The sequence below is a fragment of the Arthrobacter sp. FW306-1B-G06A genome, assembly GCF_058781765.1.
In genome coordinates, this window is record NZ_JBYSXB010000060.1 from 1 (window position 1) to 21,733 (window position 21,733).

General features: G+C 63.9%; 24 protein-coding genes. 12 read left to right on the plus strand and 12 right to left on the minus strand.

Translation table 11 applies throughout. The features are described 5' to 3' along the window. Positions 1-133: 133 nt before the first annotated feature. Positions 134-805, plus strand: a complete 672-nt coding sequence (locus AC3WJM_RS21750; RefSeq protein ID WP_284991975.1) for a FadR/GntR family transcriptional regulator — start codon at positions 134-136, stop codon at positions 803-805. Here the strand turns inward: AC3WJM_RS21750 and AC3WJM_RS21755 are convergent. The 8 genes from AC3WJM_RS21755 to AC3WJM_RS21790 all read right to left on the minus strand — a co-directional run bounded on the left by AC3WJM_RS21755 (position 802) and on the right by AC3WJM_RS21790 (position 8,835). After that, positions 802-1,671, minus strand: a complete 870-nt coding sequence (locus AC3WJM_RS21755) for an amidohydrolase family protein (protein ID WP_492272914.1) — start codon at positions 1,669-1,671, stop codon at positions 802-804. The two genes, AC3WJM_RS21750 and AC3WJM_RS21755, sit on opposite strands and share 4 nt — an antisense overlap. Then, positions 1,664-2,620, minus strand: a complete 957-nt coding sequence (locus AC3WJM_RS21760) for an aldo/keto reductase (protein WP_492272915.1) — start codon at positions 2,618-2,620, stop codon at positions 1,664-1,666. The genes AC3WJM_RS21755 and AC3WJM_RS21760 overlap by 8 nt, the downstream gene beginning before the upstream one ends. Next, a complete protein-coding gene (locus tag AC3WJM_RS21765) occupies positions 2,617-2,931 on the minus strand; it encodes an L-rhamnose mutarotase (RefSeq protein WP_492272916.1) in 315 nt (104 codons plus the stop codon). Before AC3WJM_RS21765 ends, AC3WJM_RS21760 begins: the two co-directional genes overlap by 4 nt. 1 nt (position 2,932) lies before the next feature. After that, on the minus strand, positions 2,933-4,216 hold the full coding sequence (locus AC3WJM_RS21770; protein WP_492272917.1) for an alpha-L-fucosidase: 1,284 nt from the start codon (positions 4,214-4,216) through the stop codon (positions 2,933-2,935). A 72-nt stretch (positions 4,217-4,288) separates the two neighbouring features. After that, the gene (locus AC3WJM_RS21775) at positions 4,289-5,083 is read right to left on the minus strand and encodes a carbohydrate ABC transporter permease (RefSeq protein WP_492272918.1); all 795 of its coding nucleotides are present in this window, start codon (positions 5,081-5,083) and stop codon (positions 4,289-4,291) included. A gap of 97 nt (positions 5,084-5,180) precedes the next feature. Next, on the minus strand, positions 5,181-6,140 hold the full coding sequence (locus tag AC3WJM_RS21780; protein WP_492272919.1) for a carbohydrate ABC transporter permease: 960 nt from the start codon (positions 6,138-6,140) through the stop codon (positions 5,181-5,183). Between the two features lie 73 nt (positions 6,141-6,213). Then, on the minus strand, positions 6,214-7,452 hold the full coding sequence (locus tag AC3WJM_RS21785; RefSeq protein WP_306973098.1) for an ABC transporter substrate-binding protein: 1,239 nt from the start codon (positions 7,450-7,452) through the stop codon (positions 6,214-6,216). 57 nt (positions 7,453-7,509) lie between these two features. Next, entirely contained in the window at positions 7,510-8,835 is a 1,326-nt protein-coding gene (locus AC3WJM_RS21790; RefSeq protein WP_492272920.1) for an L-fuconate dehydratase, read from the minus strand. A gap of 144 nt (positions 8,836-8,979) precedes the next feature. On the opposite strand from AC3WJM_RS21790, the gene AC3WJM_RS21795 reads away from it, so the two are divergent. The 9 genes from AC3WJM_RS21795 to AC3WJM_RS21835 all read left to right on the plus strand — a co-directional run bounded on the left by AC3WJM_RS21795 (position 8,980) and on the right by AC3WJM_RS21835 (position 16,640). After that, on the plus strand, positions 8,980-9,891 hold the full coding sequence (locus AC3WJM_RS21795) for a fumarylacetoacetate hydrolase family protein (protein WP_492272921.1): 912 nt from the start codon (positions 8,980-8,982) through the stop codon (positions 9,889-9,891). Further along, entirely contained in the window at positions 9,888-10,637 is a 750-nt protein-coding gene (locus AC3WJM_RS21800; protein ID WP_284991965.1) for an SDR family NAD(P)-dependent oxidoreductase, read from the plus strand. Before AC3WJM_RS21795 ends, AC3WJM_RS21800 begins: the two co-directional genes overlap by 4 nt. A 93-nt stretch (positions 10,638-10,730) precedes the next feature. Continuing rightward, positions 10,731-12,056, plus strand: a complete 1,326-nt coding sequence (locus AC3WJM_RS21805) for an ATP-binding protein (RefSeq protein WP_492272922.1) — start codon at positions 10,731-10,733, stop codon at positions 12,054-12,056. Positions 12,057-12,135: 79 nt separating this feature from the next. Next, positions 12,136-12,795, plus strand: a complete 660-nt coding sequence (locus AC3WJM_RS21810; RefSeq protein WP_492272923.1) for a transmembrane-type terpene cyclase — start codon at positions 12,136-12,138, stop codon at positions 12,793-12,795. A gap of 3 nt (positions 12,796-12,798) precedes the next feature. Further along, on the plus strand, positions 12,799-14,046 hold the full coding sequence (locus tag AC3WJM_RS21815; protein WP_284991963.1) for a low temperature requirement protein A: 1,248 nt from the start codon (positions 12,799-12,801) through the stop codon (positions 14,044-14,046). 217 nt (positions 14,047-14,263) lie between these two features. Then, positions 14,264-14,497 carry a helix-turn-helix transcriptional regulator gene (locus tag AC3WJM_RS21820; RefSeq protein WP_113990646.1) on the plus strand — a complete coding sequence of 78 codons (234 nt, stop codon included), beginning with the start codon at positions 14,264-14,266 and terminating at the stop codon, positions 14,495-14,497. After that, on the plus strand, positions 14,494-15,687 hold the full coding sequence (locus AC3WJM_RS21825; RefSeq protein WP_492259153.1) for a type II toxin-antitoxin system HipA family toxin: 1,194 nt from the start codon (positions 14,494-14,496) through the stop codon (positions 15,685-15,687). The genes AC3WJM_RS21820 and AC3WJM_RS21825 overlap by 4 nt, the downstream gene beginning before the upstream one ends. Before the next feature lie 171 nt (positions 15,688-15,858). Beyond that, on the plus strand, positions 15,859-16,005 hold the full coding sequence (locus AC3WJM_RS21830) for a lmo0937 family membrane protein (protein WP_113990647.1): 147 nt from the start codon (positions 15,859-15,861) through the stop codon (positions 16,003-16,005). A 95-nt stretch (positions 16,006-16,100) separates the two neighbouring features. Beyond that, positions 16,101-16,640, plus strand: a complete 540-nt coding sequence (locus AC3WJM_RS21835; protein ID WP_492272924.1) for a DUF1003 domain-containing protein — start codon at positions 16,101-16,103, stop codon at positions 16,638-16,640. Between the two features lie 27 nt (positions 16,641-16,667). On the opposite strand, the gene AC3WJM_RS21840 is transcribed toward AC3WJM_RS21835, so the two are convergent. From AC3WJM_RS21840 to gluQRS, 4 genes are all read right to left on the minus strand, one after another. Beyond that, positions 16,668-17,201, minus strand: coding sequence for an HD domain-containing protein (locus tag AC3WJM_RS21840; RefSeq protein WP_492272925.1), 534 nt, complete (start codon positions 17,199-17,201; stop codon positions 16,668-16,670). 9 nt (positions 17,202-17,210) lie between these two features. Next, on the minus strand, positions 17,211-18,338 hold the full coding sequence (locus AC3WJM_RS21845; protein WP_492272926.1) for a serine hydrolase domain-containing protein: 1,128 nt from the start codon (positions 18,336-18,338) through the stop codon (positions 17,211-17,213). 136 nt (positions 18,339-18,474) lie between these two features. Continuing rightward, entirely contained in the window at positions 18,475-19,491 is a 1,017-nt protein-coding gene (locus AC3WJM_RS21850) for an NADP-dependent oxidoreductase (protein WP_059388703.1), read from the minus strand. Beyond that, on the minus strand, positions 19,492-20,400 hold the full coding sequence (gene gluQRS / locus AC3WJM_RS21855) for a tRNA glutamyl-Q(34) synthetase GluQRS (protein WP_307053239.1): 909 nt from the start codon (positions 20,398-20,400) through the stop codon (positions 19,492-19,494). It abuts the gene before it with no gap. A gap of 101 nt (positions 20,401-20,501) precedes the next feature. On the opposite strand from gluQRS, the gene AC3WJM_RS21860 reads away from it, so the two are divergent. Continuing rightward, positions 20,502-20,726 carry a S1 domain-containing protein gene (locus AC3WJM_RS21860; RefSeq protein WP_492272927.1) on the plus strand — a complete coding sequence of 75 codons (225 nt, stop codon included), beginning with the start codon at positions 20,502-20,504 and terminating at the stop codon, positions 20,724-20,726. Between the two features lie 422 nt (positions 20,727-21,148). Next, positions 21,149-21,607, plus strand: a complete 459-nt coding sequence (locus AC3WJM_RS21865) for an Lrp/AsnC family transcriptional regulator (protein ID WP_306963577.1) — start codon at positions 21,149-21,151, stop codon at positions 21,605-21,607. Positions 21,608-21,733 lie beyond the last annotated feature (126 nt).

Here is a 21,733-nt window from a genome sequence, read left to right on the forward strand (position 1 = left end):
GTGTGGCCCCACGGCCAGGGAACCCTGGCGGCGTGGGCCCACGCATTTGTTGTCATTTTGGAGCCTCATAACGGCAACAACTGCGAGGTAGTTGGGTGCCAGACATCGGATCATTCGCCGTTAGGATGTAGCCATGGCTGTCACAGATGAAGCGATCGGCAAGATCAAGGACATGCTGATCCGCGGCGAACTCAAGGCCGGGGACCGCCTTCCGCCGGAGAAGGAACTGAGCGAGCGGCTCGGCCTCTCGCGAAGCTCCCTGCGCGAGGCCGTCAAAGCGCTCGAACTCATCCGTGTCCTCGACGTGCGGCGTGGGGACGGCACCTACGTCACCAGCCTCGACGCCAAGTTGCTCAATGAAGCAGTGGCATTCGTCGTCGATCTCCACCAGGACCGTTCCATCCTGGAACTCTTTGAGGTCCGACGAATCCTGGAGCCCGCCACCGCATTCATCGCCACAGGCAAGATCACTCCCACGGCACTCACGGCGTTGCGCGCCACGATGGACGGGATCGACGAGAACACCGACGTCGAAGAACTCGTGGCCCACGACCTCGAATTCCACGGCATCATCACCCAGGCCGCCGGAAACGACTACCTCGCCGGCCTACTCGAAGCCCTCTCCAGCAGCACCGTCCGGGCGCGCATCTGGCGCGGCTTGACCCAGGAAAAAGCCGTGGCGCACACCCTTGCGGAGCACAAGGCCATCGCGGACGCCTTGGAACGTGGCGACGCCGAGCTGGTCCGGGCACTTGTGACCGTCCACATCAGCGGCGTCGAGAGCTGGTTGCGCCAGGCGCTTTAGTTCGCGATGCTTCGCTTTTGAAGCCCATACGTCCGCACGGCGGTTCCCTCAAGAAACTCCGCCCGCTCACCCGAAGTGAGCTCCTCGGCGAGTTCCAGAAGAACTCCGAGGGTTCGTCCGTACGGCGCACCCAAGGTACTGACGGGCCAATCGCCGCCGACCATCAGCCGTCCAGGACCGAAAGCTTCGAGCGCTTCATCCCACAGCGGACGCAATGCCTCGGCCGTGTACGGGACGCCCGGCAAGTGCAGGCCGGACACCTTGGCCACCGTGTTTGGCAGCTCAGCCAAGGCGCGGAAATCCGCTCGCCACACGTCCATCGCCGCAGGATCGGCCATCGGCGGCTTCCCGAGATGATCCAGCACGATGGTCAGCTCCGGCAGCTCCCGGGCGAGGTGGACCGCACTACCGAGGTGCCTCGGAAAGGCGTCCGGGACGTCGAACGCCAATCCGTGGCCGGCGAGCATGCGCAAGGAATCGCGGACCGCGGGCAATTCGAGGAAATCGTCCCGCGGATCATCGTGGACCAAGTGCCGCACGCCCCGGAACGCGGGGTTCCGGAGGAACCGTTCCAGCTCCTGCTCCGCTTCGACCGGCTTATCGAGGGGAATCCAGCCCACGACGCCGAGTACCAAAGCGTTGCGGTCGGCGACGGCGAGCATGGACTCAGTATCCAAAACGGTGTCGTCAGCCTGGACGAGCACCGCTCCATCGACGCCAGCGCCATCCAGGGTTTTCCGTGCCTCAGCCTCGCCGTAGCTACGGAAGAGTCCGCCGTGCTGCGGCCCAAGCCACGCGTACGGACGCGGACCACCGCCGGCTGGATCCGGCCCGAGGTCCCACAGGTGCAGGTGCGAATCAATCACCCGGCACACCCGCCAAAGCCGCCCACAGTTCTTCCGGCACGTCCTCATTCATCCGGGCCGCGTTTGCTGACACTTGCTCCGGACTGCTGGCCCCCACCGTCACGTTCACAACGGCCGGGTGTCGCAGGCTGAACTGGAGTGCCGCCGTCGGGAGCTCCACCCCGAACCCGCGGCACACGCCGGCGAGCGCCCGTGCGCGCTCCACCAGTGCGCGCGGGGCACGCGCATAGTTATAATGCGAGTCCTCGGGTACGTCCGGCCTCGCCAGCAGGCCGGAATTGAAGACGCCCACGTTCACGACGCCGGTGCCGCGCGCCACACAGCGGTCCAGGAGCGGAACGCTGGGCTGCTCTAGCAAGGTATATCGGCCGGCGAGCATCAGCAGGTCCAGATCGGCCGCTTCGACGCATTCGAGCGCAGCTTCCGCCGAGTTGGTCCCGACGCCGATCGCCTTCACCACGCCGTCCGCGCGCAGCTTTTCCAAGGCAGGCAGCGCTTCGTCGATTCCCTTGGCGAGGTCGTGGACATCAGGATCGTGCAGGTAGGCGATGTCCACGTGGTCCAGGCCGAGCCGTTCGAGCGATTCCTCGATGCTCCGGCGGATCCCCCCTTCTGAGAAGTCCCATTGGCGTTTGCTCGTTGCTGCGACGTCGAAGCCTTCGTCGTCCTTCGCGCTGAATCCCACGGCGTTCGGCACCAGCAGCCGGCCCACCTTGGTTGACACAGTGAACTCACTCCGTGGCATATCCCTCAGCACCGCACCAAGCCTGCGCTCGGAGAGCCCCAGCCCGTAGTGCGGCGCGGTATCGAAGTAACGGACCCCAGAGTCCCAGGCCGCCTTGACGGTGGCGGCGGCCTGGGCGTCCGGCATGGCACGGTACAGGTTGCCGATACCGGCGGCGCCGAAGCCGAGCTTGCCCAGCGCGCCATCCCACGACGTGCCGCTCATACCAGCTCCCATACCAAGGGGATGCCGGAGTCATTGCCGGAATAGTCGTCCTGGACTTCCAGCATCTCCGCCATGCGGGCCTGCCACGGGACATTCGCCGGATGGTCCGCGAGCGCCCGGCGCATGGCTTGGTAGTCCTCCACCTCAACAAGGTGGAAGAGCTCCTGGCCGCTGCGCCAGGTCCGCCAATTGCCCACTCCGGCCTCTTTCAAGACGGCGACGAGTTCGGCGGGGATCCCCGCATGAGCTTCCGCGTAGTCCTGCTCGGCACCCGGCTTGAGCCGGGTGTGCAGGGCAATGGTTTCCGGCACACTACACCCCGGGCTTCAGGAAGAGTTCGACGACGGGCACCGCCACGTCCGGTCGCTGGACGGGCAGCTTCAGTGTCAGGGTACCCGCTGGTTGTCCGCCAGGAGTGGTGTTGATTGCCGCCCGGTCCGGTGCGATCTCCAGCATCGCGACTTCGGAGGCGTCGTTGAGCAGTTGGGCGTATTCCACTTTGCCGGCGAGTTCGGGGAGATGGACGTATTCGAACGGCCACGCAAACAAGTGGACGTAAAGGCAGTCACCGCGGCGTGTGTACCGGGCGTCGGCAGGCGCGGTCCACGCAGCGGGTCCAGCTCCGTAGATGGCCCGGGAATGCAGCTTCATCCAGTCGCCGATGCCGCGGAGGGACTCCACAGCCCGGGGATCGAAATTGCCGCGGGCCGTGGGGCCAACGTTGAGGAGCAGGTTGCCGTCCTTGGACACCCCGTCCACAAGCATGCGCACAAGCAAGTCCACGGACTTGTAGTCCAAGTTGTCCCGGTCATAGCCCCAGCTACCGTTGAGGGTTTGGCATGCTTCCCACGGCACCTCGACGCCGTCCACCACCATGGGCCCGGAAGGCTGGTACTGCTCCGGCGTGGCGAAGTCGCCAGGAATGTCCAGGCGGTCGTTGACGATGATGCCGGGTTGAAGTTCCCGGACCATCTTCAAGAGTTCCACGGACCCCCACGCGTCGCGGCCCTTTCCGCCCCAGATGTGCTTGTGGTCCTCGCTCGTGTAGGAAAAGTCGAAGAAGAGGTAGTCGATCTGGCCGTAGTTGCTCAGCAGCTCGCGCACCTGGCCATGGAGGTATTCGCGGTAGCGGGCCATGTCGCGGCCCTCGTTGAGCTTTTCGGCCTCGGGGTTGTCGCGTTCGGGGTGGAACCCGTCGATGGTGAAATCCTGGTGGTGCCAGTCAATGAGGGAGTGGTAGAAACCGACCTTCAGGCCGAATTCCCGCAACGCTTCGACGTACTGGGCCACCAGGTCCTGCCCGGACGGAGTCTTGGTGGATTTGTAGTCGGTGAGTGCGGAATCCCAGAGGCAGAAGCCTTCGTGGTGCTTGGTGGTCAGCACTACGTATTTCATGCCGGCGTCTTTCGCCGCGCGGGCCCATTCCCGCGGATCGTAGAGATCCGGGTTGAAGTGCTGGAAGTACTTCTCATATTCCTCGGCAGGAATACGTTCGCGGTTCATGACCCACTCGTGCCGGGCCGGCAGGGCGTACAAGCCCCAGTGGACGAACATACCGAACCGGGACTCCGTGAACCAAGGTGCTTGGGCGATCATTGGTGGTTACTCCTTCAAGGTTGTTGCGGGTCTTTGGGTTGTTGAGTGTTGTGCGGCCTTGGAGGTAACGCGTCAGCGTCCGCCAAAGCCGCTCGTGACGATGCCTTTGACGAGGTGTTTCTGCAGGAGGATCAGCAGCAGAAGGGTGGGAGCCATTGAGATCACGGAGGCGGCCATGACCAGGTGCCACTGATTGCCCTGTTGGCCGAAGAACATCTGGAGCCCCAACGGGATGGTGCCGAGGTTGTTGACGTCGTTGATCACTACCAATGGCCAGAGGAACGAGTTCCAGTAGCTGATGAAGCTGAAGACCGCCAGGACGGCCATGGTGGGCCTAGCCAGTGGAAGCATGACCAACAGGAAGGTCCTCAGGGTTCCCGCGCCGTCCACCCTGGCCGCGTCGTCGAGTTCTTGGGGTACGCCAAGGAAGAACTGCCGGAGCAGGAAGGCACCGAATGCCGTGAACACCCAGGGCACAATGAGCGCCTGGAAGGTGTTCACCCAGCCCACCTTCTGCATCATGACGAACATCGGGACAATCAGGACTTCTTGGGGGATCATCAGCGTTGCGAGGAACACCATGAAAACCAGGTTCCGTCCCCGCCAGCGCTGCCGGGAGAAGGCGTAGCCGGAGAAAGCGGAAACCACCAGGGTGAGTGCCGTTCCAGCGGCCGAAACCAAGAGTCCGTTGCCCATGAAGCGCAGGAACGGCATGTAGTTCAGGGCCTCCTGGTAGTTCTGCCACCGGAATTCCGAGCCGAACAACTTCGGCGGGACGCTGAAGATCTCAGCAGGGGGTTTGAACGATGTCGCAAACATGTAGATGAGCGGCGACAGGAAGAGCAGCGCGATAAGGCAAAGGATCATGTATCCGATGGCGGGCCGGATCCTCGCGGTCCATCGTCTTCCGGGCTCTCCGGAGCCACGGGGACGGGCGGTGAGAGGGCGTATCCGGCTGGTTGTCTCAAGCATCGTAGTGGACCCACTTCTTTTGTCCGAGGAACTGGACTGCAGTCACGCCAAGGATGATGACGAACAGGATCCAAGCAGCCGCGGATGCCAGGCCGAGCTGGTGGAACTGGAAACCCTGGTTGTAGATATAGAGGACGATCGTCGAGGTGGCCGAACCCGGCCCTCCCTTGGTGAGGATGAACGGCTGGGCGAAGACCTGGAACGAGGTAATGAGGGTCATCATCGTGCCAAAGAAGATGGACGGCGAAATGAGCTTGAGCTTGATGCGCCAGAAGATGGTCCAGGCGTTGGCGCCATCGATTGCGGCCGCTTCGGTGAGGTTCTCAGGAACTGCGTCCAAGGCGGCGGAGAACACCAGCATGTTGTAGCCGAACCCCTGCCACACGCTCATGACGACAATGGCCATCATTGCCCAGTGTTCGTCTCCGAGGAAGTTCGGCGCTGAAATTCCCGTGGCGCTTTGCAGGGTGCCGTCGATGAATCCACCGGGTTGGTACAGCATCCTCCAGACGACGACGTTGGCCACCACCGGGGTGATCGAAGGAATGAAGAAGATGACCCGGAAGATGTGGCGCCCCTTGATGCGCGGAGTCAACCACGCGGCAAGGCCGAGGGAAACAACCAGGTTCAGGGGCACATAGAGGACCACGAACAGCACGGTGTTCCCGACAACCTGCCCGAAGATCGGATCGCTGAACAGCTTCTCGTAGTTGCCCAGGCCGAGGAAACTCGGGGTTCCCAAGAGCGGCCAGCGGAAGAAGCTGATGACGAGGGAAACAACGATCGGCAGCAGCGTGAAGATCGCGAGACCGAGGCCATGCGGCAGGGCAAAGGCCGGTCCCCACATTGTCCTCCGGCCGAGCTGGGCATCCGGTTCGGCCTTCGCCTTCCCACTGACGGTGGCAGCCGCTGCTTCAGGAAGCGGCGCCTTTGCGGGCTTGAGTAGTGTCATTTCTCATTCCTTTGCGAAGAGTGCGTGCCTGCCCGGCTGTTAGTCGGGCACTGCCAGGCAGGCATCACACTGATCATCGGGGCAGCTGGGCCGCAATGTCTTTCATGACATCCGCTGCGCTCTGCTGTCCATTGATGGATTTGACGAGGTACTGGTTGAAAAGCTGGCCCAGTTGGTCGCTGTTGGTGTTGCTTGGCATCGGCACTGCCGTGGCCTCGGCGCTCTTAAGGGTCTCCGCGACTCCGGGAATGCCCGCGTTGTCAATCCACTTTGTCTGCTGGGCGGTGCGTGCGGCCAGTGCGCGCCCGGCTGCCGCCAGATTCCCCAGGACCTTGTCGCCGGTCATTTCCTTGAGGGCGGCAAAGGCCTTGTCCGGAGTAGCGCATTGCTTGGAGATGCCCCAGCCGGAGCCGGCGCTGAACGTCTTCCCGCCGCCAGGGCCGGCGGGAAGGGTGGTGACGCCGACTTTGAACTTGGCTTTGGCCTTGACGTCCAGCAGGGACCACGGACCGTCGATACTCATCGCGGTATTGCCGGCCATGAATTCATTGGCGCTGAATGCCGTGTCGCCGCCGGGCAGTTCGGGGGAGACCTTCTCCTTGCTTGTCAGGTCGGAAACCCACTGGAGTCCCTTGGCGAAGGTCGGATCGCTCGCGTCCATGGTGCCGTCTTCCTTCAAGACGCGTCCGCCGTTGTAGGCGAGGACTTGCGATTCAACGAAGAGATCGGCCGTGTTCGGTGCGATCGCATGTTTGCCGTTGGCCGTCAGCTTCTTCGCGGCTGCCACGAACTCGTCGGCCGTCCAGCCCGCCTTCGGGACCGGCACGCCCGCGGCGTCGAACATGTCCTTGTTGTAGAACATCATCACCGGGCCCACGTCATACGGCAGGGCGTACAGATTGTTGTCGGCGCTGAGCCCCTTGATCATGGAGGAGTCGAAGGCGCTCAAATCCAGGTTGTTCTTTTTCACCAGGTCATCGAGCGGCAGCATGCCATCCTTGAGCTGCGCTGTCCGCAGGCTCTGGACCGCCACCAGGCACGGGGCTGTGTTCGAGCTGAGCTGGGTGCTCATCTTGGTGAAGTAGTCCTGGAAGGTAGAACCCTGCAGGGTGATCTTCACATCGCCCAAGGTGTTGCTGACGTCATCGGCAACTTTCTCCCAGTTCTTCTGGTCTTCCGTGCCGCCGACCCACATGGCCCACGTCATGGCGGTCTTGCCGTCTGCGGTACTGCCGGACGAGCTGCCCCCGCAGCCTGTGAGTCCAATGAGGCCCAGTGCCAAGGCACCTGCCACCAACGCTTCTTTGCGCATATCTTTCACCACGTGCTTTCAGTAGGGAACTGTGCTTTCGAGGAATTTCGATAAAGGTTATTGCCGGGGAGTCAAAGGAGGGGATCCCGCGGCCCACACAGGGCCATCGGGAAAGCTGTAGCCGGCCAACGTGCCGCCGACCATTTCACTGCCGGCACCGGGTGCCGACGGCGGCCAGTACGAGCCGTCGTGGACATCCACCGGAGTGACAAAGTGCTCGTGCAGATGGTCGACGAACTCAATCATCCGACCATTCTTGTCGGCGGATACCGCCACGAAATCGAACATCGACAAGTGTTGGACGGCCTCGCAGAGGCCAACTCCACCTGCATGTGGGCAGACGCGGACGCCGAACTTCGCCGCGAGCAGGAGGATGGCGATGTTCTCGTTCACTCCCGCCACCCTCGCCGCATCCAGTTGCAAGACCTGCAGGGATCCGGCCTGCAGCATCTGCTTGAACATCACGCGATTTTGGACATGCTCACCCGTGGCCACGGGGATCGGCGCCACGCCCCGGGCAATCGCGGCATGGCCGATGACATCATCCGGACTGGTGGGTTCCTCAATCCAGGCAATGTCATAGGGAGCCAAATGCGCCATCCAGTCAATCGCTTCCTGGACGTCCCAGCGTTGGTTCGCATCCACGGCGATCTTGATATCAGGCCCCACAGCGTCGCGGGCCGTGCGGACGCGCCGGATGTCGTCTTCCAGCGAGGCCCCCACCTTGAGCTTGATCTGCCCGAAACCGTCTGCAACGGCTTCCTTGGCCAGCCGCACAAGTTTGTCGTCGCTGTAACCCAACCAGCCCGGCGTCGTGGTGTATGCGGGGTATCCTTCCGCGAGAAGTGCTGCCCTGCGGGCGGCGCGCCCCGGCTCCGCCGTCCGCACTATCCCCAGCGCGTCCTCCGGCGTGAGTGCATCGCTGAGGTACCGGAAGTCCACGAGCGCCACAATCTCCTCCGGACTCATCCGGGAAAGCAGCTCCCAGAGAGGCAGTCCGGCCCGCTTGGCTTTGAGGTCCCACAGGGCGTTGACGACGGCGCCGATCGCCATGTGCATCACGCCCTTTTCGGGGCCAAGCCAACGGAGTTGGGAATCGTGGACCAGGAGCTTCCAGGTGCCGCCCATGTCGCCGAGCAGTTCCTCGACGTTGCGGCCCAGGATGTGGTGGCGGAGTGCCTCGATAGCCACTGCCTCCACCTCGTTGCCGCGCCCGATGGTGAAGACGAAACCGTGGCCCTCGTGACCGTCGCCGGCGTCGGTGCGGATCACCAGGTATGCCGCCGAATAGTCCGGATCCGGATTCATGGCATCCGATCCGTCCAGTTCCTGGGAGGTGGGAAAACGGATATCGAAGGTGTCCACCGCGGTGATGACGCTCATTGTGCTCCTTGCTTGGCAGCAGGTAGTTTGCTGGGAAGAGCGTAAACATCCGATGTCTGCATTGTCAATGGGTCACATTTCCGTATTATGGAGAGCAACAGCAGACTAGAGCTCGGATGTTAGAGCCAGAGCACGGAGGAATACATGAACATGAAATTCGCCCGGCTGGGCACTGCCGGAAATGAAAAGCCGGTTGTCATCGCCCAAGACGCCAACGGCACCGAAAAGTACTTCAGCCTTGACCCGCTGACGAAGGACATCAACGGAGAGTTCCTCGCAACGGACGGCATCGCACGCACCCGGGAAGCCCTTGCTGCCGGCAATCTGCCCGGGATTTCTGCCGAAGGCCTCCGGATCGGTTCGCCCATCGCCCGGCCCGGCAACGTCGTCTGCATCGGCCTCAATTACACGGCCCACGCGGCCGAATCCGGAGCAACGCCCCCGGAATCACCCGTGGTGTTCCTGAAGCCAAGCAACACGGTCAGTGGCCCGTTCGACGCCGCGCCCATCCCGCCGTCGTCGGAAAAGTACGACTGGGAGGTGGAACTCGGAATCGTGATCGGTCGCGAAGCGTCATACCTTTCCAGCACGGACGAGGCCGCGGACTGCATCGCGGGCTACGTCGTCGCCAATGATCTCTCCGAGCGCGATTACCAACTGCCCGGCGCCGCGGGCCAGTGGACCAAGGGCAAGTCCCTTCCGCAGTCCACTCCCCTGGGGCCGTGGCTGGTTCCCGCGGATGGGCTCGACGCCGGACACCTCGCGTTGCGCACCTGGGTCAATGGCGAGATCCGCCAATCGTCGGACACTTCGGACATGATCTTCGACGCGCTGACCGTGGTCCACCACCTCAGCCAGTACATGGTCCTGGAGCCCGGCGACGTCATCCTCACCGGCACTCCGGAAGGCGTGGCGCTCTCTGGTCGCTTCCCGTACATCCAGCCCGGCGACGTGGTGGAGCTCGAAGTCGAAGGACTCGGCCGCCAGCGCCAGGCGTTCTACAGAGCCCGCGCAGCTTCGCTTGCAACAGTAGGCACTGACAAGGCAACGCGGTGAGCACCGAGTTCGAGGGACTCGTAGCGCTGGTCACCGGCGGGGCGTCCGGCATCGGCGCGGCGATCGCGGACCGGCTCGCCGACGGCGGGGCGCAGGTCGCCGTGCTCGACCTCAACCCCTCCGGGACCCCGCATTTCGGCGTCGAATGCAACGTGGCCGACGACGCCTCGGTGCGCTCCGCCGTCGACGCCGTCGTCCGGAAGTTCGGCCGGCTCGACGTGGTGGTCAACAACGCAGGGATCGGCGCACAAGGGGACATCTCTGCAAACGACGACGCCGAATGGCACCGCGTACTCGACATCAACGTGGTGGGCATCGCCCGCGTCAGCCGTGCGGCTCTGCCGTACCTGCGCGAATCGCCCGCGGCCGCGATCGTGAACACGTGCTCCATCGCCGCGACGGCAGGGCTGCCGCAGCGGGCCTTGTATTCGGCGTCGAAGGGCGCAGTCTTGTCCCTCACGCTGGCCATGGCGGCCGACCACGTCCGCGAAGGGATCCGCGTCAACTGCGTCAACCCCGGCACGGTGGACACGCCATGGGTAGGCAGGCTGCTCGAATCCTCCGCCGATCCCGCCGCCGAACGCGCTGCCCTCAACGCCCGACAGCCACACGGCCGTCTCGTGGAGGCCGCCGAGGTGGCCGGCGCCGTCGCCTACCTCGCAAGCCCGCTGTCCGGCTCGACGTCGGGCACGTCCCTGGCAATCGACGGCGGCATGCAGGGGCTGCGGTTGCGCCCGGTGGGATAGCTACGTAACGCAACGCCCGCGCAACCCCTCTCCACCACCGGTTCGCCTATGCTCGACACCAGGCAATCGATGGCGATCCACCAAGGAGCAGGCATGAGCAATTGGCGCATCAGGGACTTCCATTCCTCGGACATGGACGGGATACTGCACCTTTGGGAGTCGCTCAAAGCCGACAACGTGGACCCTGTCTATGCGCTCTCCGAGGTCCTTGCTTCATGCGAGAAGGACCACGCGGTGGTGGCGGTGCAGGGCGAGCAGGTGGTTGGTGCCGCCGTCGGACGTGCGGCCCATGACCAGGGCTGGATCGTTTTCCTGGCCACGCTGCCCGAATTCCGTGGACGCGGGATCGGCACTTCGCTGCTGGCCGCCGTCGAGAACCGGATGACTCCGCACGGGCTCAACAAGCTCTCGGCGCTCATGCCCGAGTCCGAAACCCGAGTCGAGGCGTTCCTGGGCCGCGGCTTCCTGCTCAAGCAAAACCTGCACTATTTTGAGCGGACCATCCCGGTGCAGCGCCAGGAACTCGAGCCGTTGAGCCAGCTCGGCGGCCGCATCCTGGCCCGGGACCTGTGGGAAAACGTCGCCGGCATGCGCCGCGAAAAGGAGCTGCTGGAACGCCGTCTGGTCCTACCCCTGGCCGAGGCTGACCTCGCCGACCAATTCGGCGTGGTGCCGCCGCGCGCCGTCGTGCTCTTCGGCCCTCCCGGGACCGGCAAGACGACCTTTGCGAAAGCGATCGCGTCCCGGCTCGAGTGGCCATTCGTGGAGGTCTTCCCCTCCCGCCTGGCCTCCGATCCGAAGGGCCTGGCCGGGGCGTTGCGCGAGACGTTCCTGGAAATCGCCGAACTCGAACACGCCGTCGTGTTCATCGACGAAGTGGAAGAAATCGCGTCCCAGCGCTCGGGCGAGCCGCCGTCCCCGTTGCAGGGCGTCACCAACGAGCTCCTCAAGATCATCCCGGCCTTCCGGGAACAACCCGGCCGCCTCTTGGTGTGCGCCACCAACTTCATCCGCGCCCTGGACACCGCCTTCCTGCGCCACGGCCGCTTCGACTACGTCATCCCCATCGGGCTGCCGGACGTCCATGCCCGCGAGGCCATGTGGCAGCGATTCATCCCGGCCAGCGTGGTGGACTCGGTGGACGTGGCCTTGCTGGTGTCGCGGACAGAGGGCTTCTCCCCCGCGGACATAGAGTACGCGGCACGCAGCGCCTCCCAGCGTGCCCTGGAAAAAGCCGTCTACACAGCCGACGCTCCCGGTGACGGCGCCTCCTCCGGGGGCCCCGCACCGGCGTCGAACGCCCGCAAGGGACCAGTCACGCAGGACTATCTCGACGCGATCGCCGACACCCGCACCACCGTCAGCGACGAAGTCCACCAAGACTTTCTCGAGGACATCGACTCTCTCGCCCGGGTTTAGAGCAACGCGGGGTCACCTACGGCCCATGTTGGGGCCCCGGATGGGCCGTAGGTGACCCCGCGTTGGAGAAGGAGGAACCGTGAACCTGTTTCTGACCATCCTGAGCGGGGTCGCTTGGACTACGGTTTACATTTGCGCGATCCGGATCGGGTTTCGCGATAAGACGTACGCGATCCCGGCGGCGGCGCTGGGTTTGAACTTCGCGTGGGAAGTCATCTACTCGGTGCATTCGCTCAGCACGAGGCTCTCCGTGCAGGGCGTCATCAACATTGCCTGGGCGTTGGCCGACGTCGCGATTGTGTACACGTTCTTCGCGTTCGGCAGGCGGGAACTTCCCGGATTTGTCACACGGCCGCTGTTCATCGGGTGGGCGGCTCTCTTGGGCTTGGCGTCGTTCGCGGTGCAGTGGCTGTTCATCACCGAGTTCGATTGGGATCCGGCCTCCCGGTACGCGGCATTCCTGCAGAATCTCCTGATGTCCGGCCTGTTTATTGCGATGTTCGCTGCCCGACGCAGCTTGCGGGGCCAGTCCGTGGTGATCGCTGTGGCCAAGTGGATCGGAACCCTCGCGCCAACGATCAGCTTCGGGGTGCTCGAGAATTCACTGTTCATCCTGGGCATTGGCGTCCTGTGCAGCATTTTCGACCTGACGTACATCGGGCTGCTGTTGTGGGCCAAGAGGAACCCCGGCGCCCTCTCCAGGGATCGGGACTCCGGGGGCCTCCCGGCGGTACCCTGAACCATGTCCATGAATCCATTGCGCCATGCATTGTCGCGCATGGGCGGGCGCGATCCCCAGGAGCTGAATCGCACCGCCACACCCCTGGAACTCTTCTTTGACCTGACTTTTGTCATCGCCTTCGGGGTGGCCGGCAGCCAGTTCGCTCATGAGCTGGCCGAGGCCCGTTTCGGCTCCGGGTTGATCGGCTTCACCTTCGCGATGTTCGCCGTCATGTGGGCCTGGATCAATTTCTCGTGGTTTGCCAGCGCCTATGACACTGACGACTGGGTCTTCCGGGTTGTCACCATGGTGCAGATGGTGGGTGTGCTCATCCTTGCCATGGGCATCGAGCCGATGTTCCAATCGCTCGACGAAGGCCACCGCGTGGACAACTCGACCATGGTGCTGGGTTACATCATCATGCGCTTGGCGTTGGTTTTTCAGTGGCTACGCGCGGCGAAGCAGGATCCGGAGCGCAGAAGCGCTTGCCTCACCTACGCGAAGTTCCTGGTGGTGGCACAGATCGGCTGGGTGGTGGTGCTGATTGTCCACGCCGACATCCTGACGAATTTCCTCATGGCTGCCCCGCTCTTCCTGCTGGAAATGGCGACGCCGACCATCGCCGAGCGCAAAGCCAAGACACCGTGGCACGCGCACCACATCGCGGAACGCTACGGACTCCTGGCGATCATCGCCTTGGGCGAGTGCCTGATCGGAGCCATCGAATCCCTTCGGGCAATCGTGGCCCTTCATGGCTGGTCTGTTGACGCAGCCCTCGTGGGTCTCGGCGGGACCGGGCTGGCCTTTGGAATGTGGTGGATCTACTTCATCCTCCCGGCTGGCCACGCCCTGCATCACCAACGGCACCGGGCATTCGCCTTCGGATACGGCCACATGTTCATCTTTGGGTCAATCGCCGCTACTGGTGGCGGACTTCATGTGGCCGCGCTCTTCATTGATCATGCTGCCCTCATCAGCGCCACCGTTGTAGTGGCCACCATCGCCGTCCCGGTGGCCCTGTTCAAGGTAGCCCTGAGTTCGCTCTACGGCTACCTGCTGGGTTTCGACCGCGCGCTCCTCGGGGTCACGGCCCTCGTGGTCGTGTTGCTTTGCGGCAGTGTGGGCCTGGCCGCCCTGGACGTCTCTGTTCCTGTCTGCATGATGGTCATTGTGGCGGCTCTGGCCCTCTCGATCGTGATCGACGAAAGGCGCGGGGCGGCACGCCGGGAAGCTGCGCTGGAAAGGCTGGGGGCACACCCGGCCACCTAGGCGAAATCGTGGGTCCTGGCCCCAAACCGCCGTACCGGAACGCAGCGAACGGCCTGCACCCACGATGCCGCGGCGAGGCACATCGGCACGAACGTACCGATTCCCAGCGATCGACCCTTGATTCGCTTGCCATGGAGGCGGAAAATGGTGAAACCGGCACGAACGTACCGGAGCGCGGACAACGCGCATGCCCACAAAAAGGCGAGGAAGGATGGACATGTCCTCCAGGGAATTCACCGAGTCCCTTGGCGCCAAGGTCCGTGCCCGCCGCGGCTCCCTGAGCCTGAGCCAGTCCGACCTCGCAGACCTCGCAGGAGTCTCGGAGCGATTCGTCCGGTTCGTGGAGCAGGGGAAGACCACGGTCCAATTGGAGCCTCTCCTTGCGGTCCTCGGCACTCTGGGCCTTGAGCTCAAGGTGCAACCCGCGAGCAAGCAATCCAAGCTGCCATGACCTTCCACCGCATCGCCGACGTCTACAAGCAAGGCGTCCTGGCCGCGCGCATCGAGCGGCATGAAGGCGGCACCAAGTTCAGCTACTTGCCGCGGTACTTCGACTCAGGCGGTCCGGCCGTTGCCACGACGCTCCCGCTGACGCGTGAAGCAGTGTTCACCCCGAGCGGCGCGGTTCCGCCCTATTTCACGGGCCTCCTCCCGGAAGGCCGCCGCCTGAATTCCCTGCGCCGGGCGGTCAAGGCCAGCGCCGACGACGAGCTCGCGCTCCTCATGGGCGCGGGCGGGGACGCCGTGGGCGATGTCCAGACGGTCCCCCACGGCGAGCCGCCCACGGAAGGAGGCTCCGCCGTCGTGCTCGACTCGAAGCTGCCGCTCGACTTCGATGCGCTGCTCGGCGATTCGGGCCTCATCGACCCAGTGGCGCTGGCGGGGGTACAGGACAAGTTATCGGCCGGGATGATTTCGCTCCCGGTAGCGCAAGCCGGCAAGCGCTTCATCCTCAAGCTCAATGCTCCCGAGTTCCCGTTCGTGGTGGAAAACGAGTTCCTCATGTTCCGTTTTGCCCGCAAGCTCCGGATACCGGTGAGCAGCGTGCAGTTGGTGCACGACGTCGGCGGGCGGGCGGGGCTGCTCGTCGAGCGTTTCGATCGCCTCACCGGAGCCGACGGCGCTCCCGTGCGCCTCGCCGTCGAGGACGGAGCCCAAGTGCTGGGCCTGTACCCCGCGGACAAGTACAGCGTGCCGTTCGGCGAGGTTTGCGCGGCGCTGGCGGCACACTGTTCCGCACCACTCCCTGCCTTGCGGAACCTCGCCATCCAGCTGGCTTTCGCCTGGCTAAGCGGCAACGGCGACCTGCATGCGAAGAACGTGTCCATGCTTCAGTCGCCGCAGGGCGAATACACCGTTGCTCCGGTCTACGACATCCCCTCCACAGTGGTCTACGGGGACAAGACGCTCGCGCTGGGCATCGGCGGCAAGAAGAGCGGAATCTCCCGTAAGCACTTCCTTGCCTGGGCCGCGAAGCTCGGCCTGACGGAGCGCGCAGCGGAAGGAATTTTGGGACTCGCGCTCACGGCCTCGGGCCCGCTCATCGCAGAGCTCGACGCCGGCGCCTCGCCTTTCGGGCCGCTGCAGACGAGGGACTGGATCAAGGAGCTAAAGCATCGGCGAAGGTTGATGGGCGGGTAGATTTCCCCGCACCGGGCGTCAAAGCGGCAGTCGAACTATCGCTTATTGCGTACCCGTTAACACCAACCCGATCGTGGCATAAAGTAAGGGCACCAAACGGTATCTGCGCGGCCCGCAGACCAGCGGAGCGCGGAGTCAGCATTTCCATTCGTACACAAAAGGGAGACCCTCATGTTGCTTTGGATAGCCATCATTATCGCTGTTCTCTGGCTTCTCGGCTTTATCGGCAATATCGGCGGCGGGTTCATTCACCTGCTTTTGGTCATTGCCGTGATCGTCCTGATCTTCCACTTCCTCCGGGGAAGATCCCGCGCCTAAGTACCGGGCGTTCGGTCCTAGGTTCAAGCGCATGGCGACGCTAGGCTCGCTCTCAGAGGCGAGATGGGCTCGCCGCGAGCCAAGGGATTGAACGTATGGCACAGCATGCCGGACACCAATCGACATCCACCACGGGCACTCTTCCGCATTCACGCTCGTATCTGAGACCTACACGGTTGCTCTCTCAAAGCGAGCGGGAAAAGCTCCACCCATCGGTCCTGGCGGAGGCCGAGCGCCGGGCCGCAAGCATTCAGCTTCGAGTCGCGGACGCAATTACGGCCTTCGCCGGATCGATGAATTTCGTCTACCTGCACATTCTGCTTTTCGCTGTGTGGATGCTCGTGTTCGAGCAGAGTCCGTGGCCGACGTTGACTCTGATCGTCTCGCTCGAAGCGATCTTCCTCTCGACCTTCGTCATGATCGGACAGAACCGCCAAGCGGCTTTCCAACAGGTGAAGGCCGACCATGACTACAATGCCCAGGAGCATCTGCTCGAAGAGAACACCGACCTCACGCGCGCGATTCACGAGCTCACCGCCCAGATCCACCAGCGGGTCTTGGCGGAAGTCACCGCATCCACCAGCAGCTCGGCGTCCGCAGCCAGCCCGATACAGGATGACCCGACCAAACCTTAGGTAGGCGGGAACTGCCGAGTCGGACCGCTAGTCGGCCAATCGGTCCATTTCGGACAGGAGATCCGGGTTGATGCGCTGCAGGACCAAGTGGATTTCGCCACGGGGCACAGCCCTGTAAAGCACTTCCCGGGCGTCTGCGTAGCGAGTGGTGGGCGCCTTGTCCGGCCATTTCTCGGCGAGAGCCCGCACGCGCTCCGGCACGGAGTGGTGGGCGTTGCAGGCGATCTTGACCAGGGTGGCGTCATGGTCCTGTGCGATGTGCAGGACCACGGCTTCATCGTTGTCCGAGTCATCTTGGAAGCGACGGGTTACGCGTTCGATGATGCCCACGGCACGTTCGGAAACGCCCATGTCGAGCAGCGCCTGCTTGGTAATCGGGGTGTCCTTGGCGATGTCGTGCAGGTAGCCAGCGATCCGGATGTCGTCGTCGAAATCGGCGAGCGCATCCCCTACCGCCAGCACGTGCTCGCGATAAGGCCGCTTCAGCTTGTCCTTCTGGCGGTTGTGCGCCACTTCGGCAAGGACCATGGCTGTTTCAACGGTGAATCTCGGTTCGGTCATGGCTTCATCCTACTGAGCCAGTTCGGTGACTGCCTTCCGCACGGCGGCGCTCAGTTCGAGGTTGCGGCATCCGGCTCCGCCGGGTTCGGCCTGTTGCGGCACGTACCCGAAAGCGAGTTCATACACGGGGTCAGCGAATCCCAAAGATGCGCTGGCGCCGTCGTGCCCGAACGCCCGGTAGCTCCCGTATGGCGAGCGTGCATGCGATTTCATGAACACGGTCCCAAAGCAGCTGGTCTCGCCGAACACGCGGTCGATGCCGAAAACCTGCTCGGCCGAGACAGCCTGGATGGTCTCTTCACTGAGGAGGGGCGCGACGGCGGGCCGGTCGCCGTCCGCGGCAAGTCCGGTGAGTGCCGCAGCGTAGACGCGGGCCATGCCTTCGGCGCTGGCGACCCCGGCGGCGGAACTCAGGCCGGCGGCGCGCACCTCGCGGATGTTGGGCAGGTCAAGGATGTCCCCCACCGCCGAGTTGGCCGAAAGTCCGAAATGGCTCGCGGGATCAATCCACGGCTGGGAGGGGTCCTCGGCCCAACGGAGGGTGGCATAGCGGGGCTCCTCGGACTCAGGCAGTCCCAGGAAGAAGTGGGCGCCCGTGACCGAACGGATGCGTTGTTCGTAGATTTCCTGGAGGGTGGACCCGGTGATCCTTCGGCAAAGCTCCTCCATGAAGACGCCGATGGTCAGGGCGTGGTACCCGAATGCGGTCCCGGGCTTCCAGAGCGGCCGCATCTGCGCGAGCTTGGCGGCGGCCAGCTCGGAGTTGTTGTATTCCTCGAGGGTGAGTCCGCCTTCGACTCCCAGAAGACCGGCCTGGTGGGAGAGCAACTGGGCCACGGTAACGGTGGCCTTTCCTTCGGCGCCGAATTCCGGCCAGTACTTGACCACTTCAGCGTCAAGGTCCAGGAAGCCGTCCTGGACCAAAAGCGCGATGACCAGCCCGGACACTCCCTTGGAACAGGAGAAAACACCGGTTACCGAATCCGGGCGGCGGTGCGGGCCGCCGCTGATGTCCAATACCTTGACGCCGCGGTGGTAGGCCGCAAGCTGGGCTGAATATTCCGGGTCCTCGCTGAGGAAACGGCCAAAGAGTTCGGCTACCGGTTCGAATCCAGGGGCAATCGTCTGTGCATCCACCCGGACAGCCTAATCCCTTCAGCCCCCTAACCTCGCTAGCTCGGCCAGGGAACCCGGCAGAATGGGCCCACCTTCAGCCCCCTATCCTCGCTAGCTCGGCCAGGGAACCCGGCAGAATGGGCCCACCTTCAGCCCCCTAACTGCCGCGAGTGTCCATGGTCACCACGATCTTGCCCTTGGCGCGTCCCTGCTCCAGCGCGGCGAAAGCGTCGGCGATCTTTTCGAGCGGATAGCTGCTATCCACCACCGGTTTCAGTTTTCCCTCGGAAACGAGGCGTGACAGGAACTTCAAGTCTTCGCCACTGGGGTGCATGAAAAGGTAGCGGTACCGGACGTTGGCTTCACGGGCGCGGCTCCGGATTCCGAGGCTGATCGCCCAGAACAGCGCGGTCATCCAGGCCGGGGCCGCAAGGTCCTTCAGGGCCGTCTGCGGTTCGGGCATCCCCGCGATGCTGACCACTTTCGCGCCCGGCTTGAGGATCTTGAACGTCTGGTCCAGCGTCTCCCCGCCTACGAGGTCGAACGCGGCGTCGAAGCCATGAAGCACTTCGGCCAGGTTCTCCTTCGTATAGTCGACGACGGCGTCCGCCCCGAGCCGCCGCACCAACTCTTCCCCACGGGGAGACGCAGTGGTGGTCACCTCGGCGCCAAAGTACTTGGCCAACTGGATGGCAAGGGTTCCCACTCCGCCCGCGCCCCCGGAAATGAACAGCTTGGTCCCGGGCTTGATCTCGAGCTCGTCGCGCAGTGCCTGCAACGCGGTGAGGCCCGCCAAGGGAAGGCTCGCGGCCTCGGTGTAGCTGAGCGACCTTGGCATGAGCGCCACGAAATCCTCGTGGACGGCGGCGTGTTCGGCAAAAGCGCCCAGCAGGGTCTTGTCCACGCGGGCAAACACCCGGTCTCCCGTGGCGAAGCGGGTGACGCCCGGGCCTACAGCTTCCACGATCCCGGCCAGTTCGCTTCCAGCCACCAAGGGCAGCCTTGGCCTGGTGATCACCCGAACTGCACCTTCACGTTGCTTGTAGTCCACGGGATTGAGTCCCGCGGCAAACACCCTGACCAGGACCTCGCCCGGACCGGCAACCGGCCTGGGGACGTCCTGCAGCTCCATTGCGTCGGCGCCGCCGTAGCGGGTCAGCACATAGGCGAGCACTTAGGCCCCTTTCCGGAGGGTTGATTGCTGAATGCCATTCCATATCCATGGCCCGTGTGGCAATCGGGCCGGATCAAATCCATCCAAGGCCTCGCCAAGCGGCCCTCCCGGCAAGCCGAGCGATTCCAAGATCACGTCCCGCACCTCCGCGGCAGACAGCCCGACGGCGGCAAGGTCGCCGAGCGTCACCGCGCCGTCGCGCTTGGCCAGGCGGGCGCCGTCGCGATTCAACACCAAGGGGACGTGGGCGTATTCCGGAACGGCAATGCCCAACAAGGAGGCCAAATAGGCCTGGCGGGGTGTGGAGGACAGGAGGTCGTCCCCTCGGACCACTTGGTCCACGCCCTGTGCCGCGTCATCCACCACCACGGCCAAATTGTAGGCAGTGACGCCGTCGTTCCTGCGGAGCACAAAGTCGTCCACGACGCCCGTGTATGAACCGTGCAGCCTGTCCTCCACAGTCCATTCGTGGGCTTCAGCGCGGAGCCGGATGGCGGCAGGGCGGGAGGCCCGGCGGATCTCGAGCTCCGCCGTCGAAAGGTTCCTGCACGTGCCCGGGTAAGCGCCTTGTGGCGCGTGCGGGGCGGACGGAGCATCCTGGATCTCGCGTCGCGTGCAGAAGCATTCATACGTCAGCCCTGCGTCCGCAAGCCGCTCGATCACGTCGTTGTACAGCCCGGAACGGTCCGTCTGGCGGACAACGGCGCCGTCCCACGTCACGCCGACGGCCCCAAGATCGCGCAGCTGGACTTCCTCGGCGCCGGCCCGAGCCCGGTCGAGGTCCTCCACGCGCAGCAGGAAGGCGCGGCCCGTGGAACGAGCGAAGAGCCAGGCGAGCATGGCCGTGCGCAGATTGCCCACGTGAAGCTCGCCGGAGGGGCTCGGAGCGAAACGGCCAGCGGAAGTCATGGCACAAGACTATGCGCCGCCGGGCGTGCCTGCAGGATTCCGGGGAGGTCGGGGCCGCTGGGAGAATTGGGTACCTTTAGTTTCCAAAGAGAGGACCAACGTTGAACTCAGCTCGAGCCAAGGCGATGGTTTCCTTCTGGAAAGCCGAAGAAGGTTGGGGCGAACTTATTCTTCCCGACGGGAAGAAATGCTTCGCGCATTTCTCGGTCATCGAGCAATCAGGCGGATACAGGTCCCTCAAGGCGGGTGATCTAGTGGACGTCGAGTGGACCGCCGCCTCCCAAGATGAATACGCCTTTGTCGCGGTGTTGATTCAGCCTTTTTGAGAACACGACCCGGGCAGCACAAGAGCCCCTCAGCTACCGCAACTCATTCGGTGGCTCAGGGGCTCTTATGGTGGTGCCGGCGTTGGGCCGCCGGGGTGCGGAAAGACGATGCGTGAACAAGAGTCAATCAGCGGCTGCGTCTTTGCGGGACGGTGTTCCGGGTGGCCGGGTGGTGTGCCGGGGGATCCGTAGCCTGTGGGGTCCGGCGGTAGCCCTTCCCCTTGTTGCCACTATTTCAACAGGAACACTACAACTGGCGCAACGGACTCAATCGCCACTGGTCAATCTGACTAATTGCCCACCAGAAGACGAGCAGCGGATGGTCACTTTGCCGAAGTCGGCTCCGCAGGTGCGGGAGAATGGGATCTGGTTGGACATTATGACGAGTCAAACCTTGAGCGACCAGGCAGAAAGCAGCAGCAATGCAGGAATTGGATTCAACGGACAAGCGCATCCTTGCCGCGCTCGACGACGACCCCCGGGTGCCGATCATGGTCCTCGCCCAGCGCCTGGGCCTGGCGCGCGGGACGGTCCAGTCACGCCTGGAGCGCATGACGGCGTCAGGCGCCTTGCGTCCGAACAGCAGCCGCGTGCTGCCTTCCGCACTCGGACGGGGCGTTGCGGCAGCGGTGAGTGCGGAGCTGGATCAGAGCCGGCTGAACGAGGCGATCGCGGCCCTGCGCAACATCCCAGAGGTGCTTGAATGCCATGCGCCGGCCGGGGACACCGACCTCATCATCCGCGTGGTCGCAACGAGCCCGGACGATCTATACCGGGTGTCCGAAGAGATCAGGCTGTGCCCGGGAATCGTGCGCACGTCCACCAGCATGTTCCTGCGCGAGGTGATTCCGTACCGGACGACAGGGTTGCTGCAAGGCTGAGGTCATATTTGGAAGTAGTGGTTCCGCCGGGGTTTGCGGTGGGGGTCGATGTGCGGTGGCGGGATGAACCAGGGCACGCCCGCTTGGACCTGGATGTGCCAGTCTTCCTTGTGGATCAGGTGGTGG

Bases quoted from the DNA above. Each gene is read 5' to 3' on its own strand.
- AC3WJM_RS21750 (WP_284991975.1), top strand. From the start codon at position 134: ATGGCTGTCACAGATGAAGCGATCGGCAAGATCAAGGACATGCTGATC.
- AC3WJM_RS21760 (WP_492272915.1), bottom strand. From the start codon at position 2,620: ATGAGCGGCACGTCGTGGGATGGCGCGCTGGGCAAGCTCGGCTTCGGC.
- AC3WJM_RS21770 (WP_492272917.1), bottom strand. From the start codon at position 4,216: ATGATCGCCCAAGCACCTTGGTTCACGGAGTCCCGGTTCGGTATGTTC.
- AC3WJM_RS21775 (WP_492272918.1), bottom strand. From the start codon at position 5,083: ATGATCCTTTGCCTTATCGCGCTGCTCTTCCTGTCGCCGCTCATCTAC.
- AC3WJM_RS21780 (WP_492272919.1), bottom strand. From the start codon at position 6,140: ATGACACTACTCAAGCCCGCAAAGGCGCCGCTTCCTGAAGCAGCGGCT.
- AC3WJM_RS21785 (WP_306973098.1), bottom strand. From the start codon at position 7,452: ATGCGCAAAGAAGCGTTGGTGGCAGGTGCCTTGGCACTGGGCCTCATT.
- AC3WJM_RS21790 (WP_492272920.1), bottom strand. From the start codon at position 8,835: ATGAGCGTCATCACCGCGGTGGACACCTTCGATATCCGTTTTCCCACC.
- AC3WJM_RS21795 (WP_492272921.1), top strand. From the start codon at position 8,980: ATGAACATGAAATTCGCCCGGCTGGGCACTGCCGGAAATGAAAAGCCG.
- AC3WJM_RS21805 (WP_492272922.1), top strand. From the start codon at position 10,731: ATGAGCAATTGGCGCATCAGGGACTTCCATTCCTCGGACATGGACGGG.
- AC3WJM_RS21815 (WP_284991963.1), top strand. From the start codon at position 12,799: ATGTCCATGAATCCATTGCGCCATGCATTGTCGCGCATGGGCGGGCGC.
- AC3WJM_RS21820 (WP_113990646.1), top strand. From the start codon at position 14,264: ATGTCCTCCAGGGAATTCACCGAGTCCCTTGGCGCCAAGGTCCGTGCC.
- AC3WJM_RS21825 (WP_492259153.1), top strand. From the start codon at position 14,494: ATGACCTTCCACCGCATCGCCGACGTCTACAAGCAAGGCGTCCTGGCC.
- AC3WJM_RS21830 (WP_113990647.1), top strand. From the start codon at position 15,859: ATGTTGCTTTGGATAGCCATCATTATCGCTGTTCTCTGGCTTCTCGGC.
- AC3WJM_RS21835 (WP_492272924.1), top strand. From the start codon at position 16,101: ATGGCACAGCATGCCGGACACCAATCGACATCCACCACGGGCACTCTT.
- AC3WJM_RS21840 (WP_492272925.1), bottom strand. From the start codon at position 17,201: ATGACCGAACCGAGATTCACCGTTGAAACAGCCATGGTCCTTGCCGAA.
- gluQRS (WP_307053239.1), bottom strand. From the start codon at position 20,400: ATGACTTCCGCTGGCCGTTTCGCTCCGAGCCCCTCCGGCGAGCTTCAC.
- AC3WJM_RS21865 (WP_306963577.1), top strand. From the start codon at position 21,149: ATGCAGGAATTGGATTCAACGGACAAGCGCATCCTTGCCGCGCTCGAC.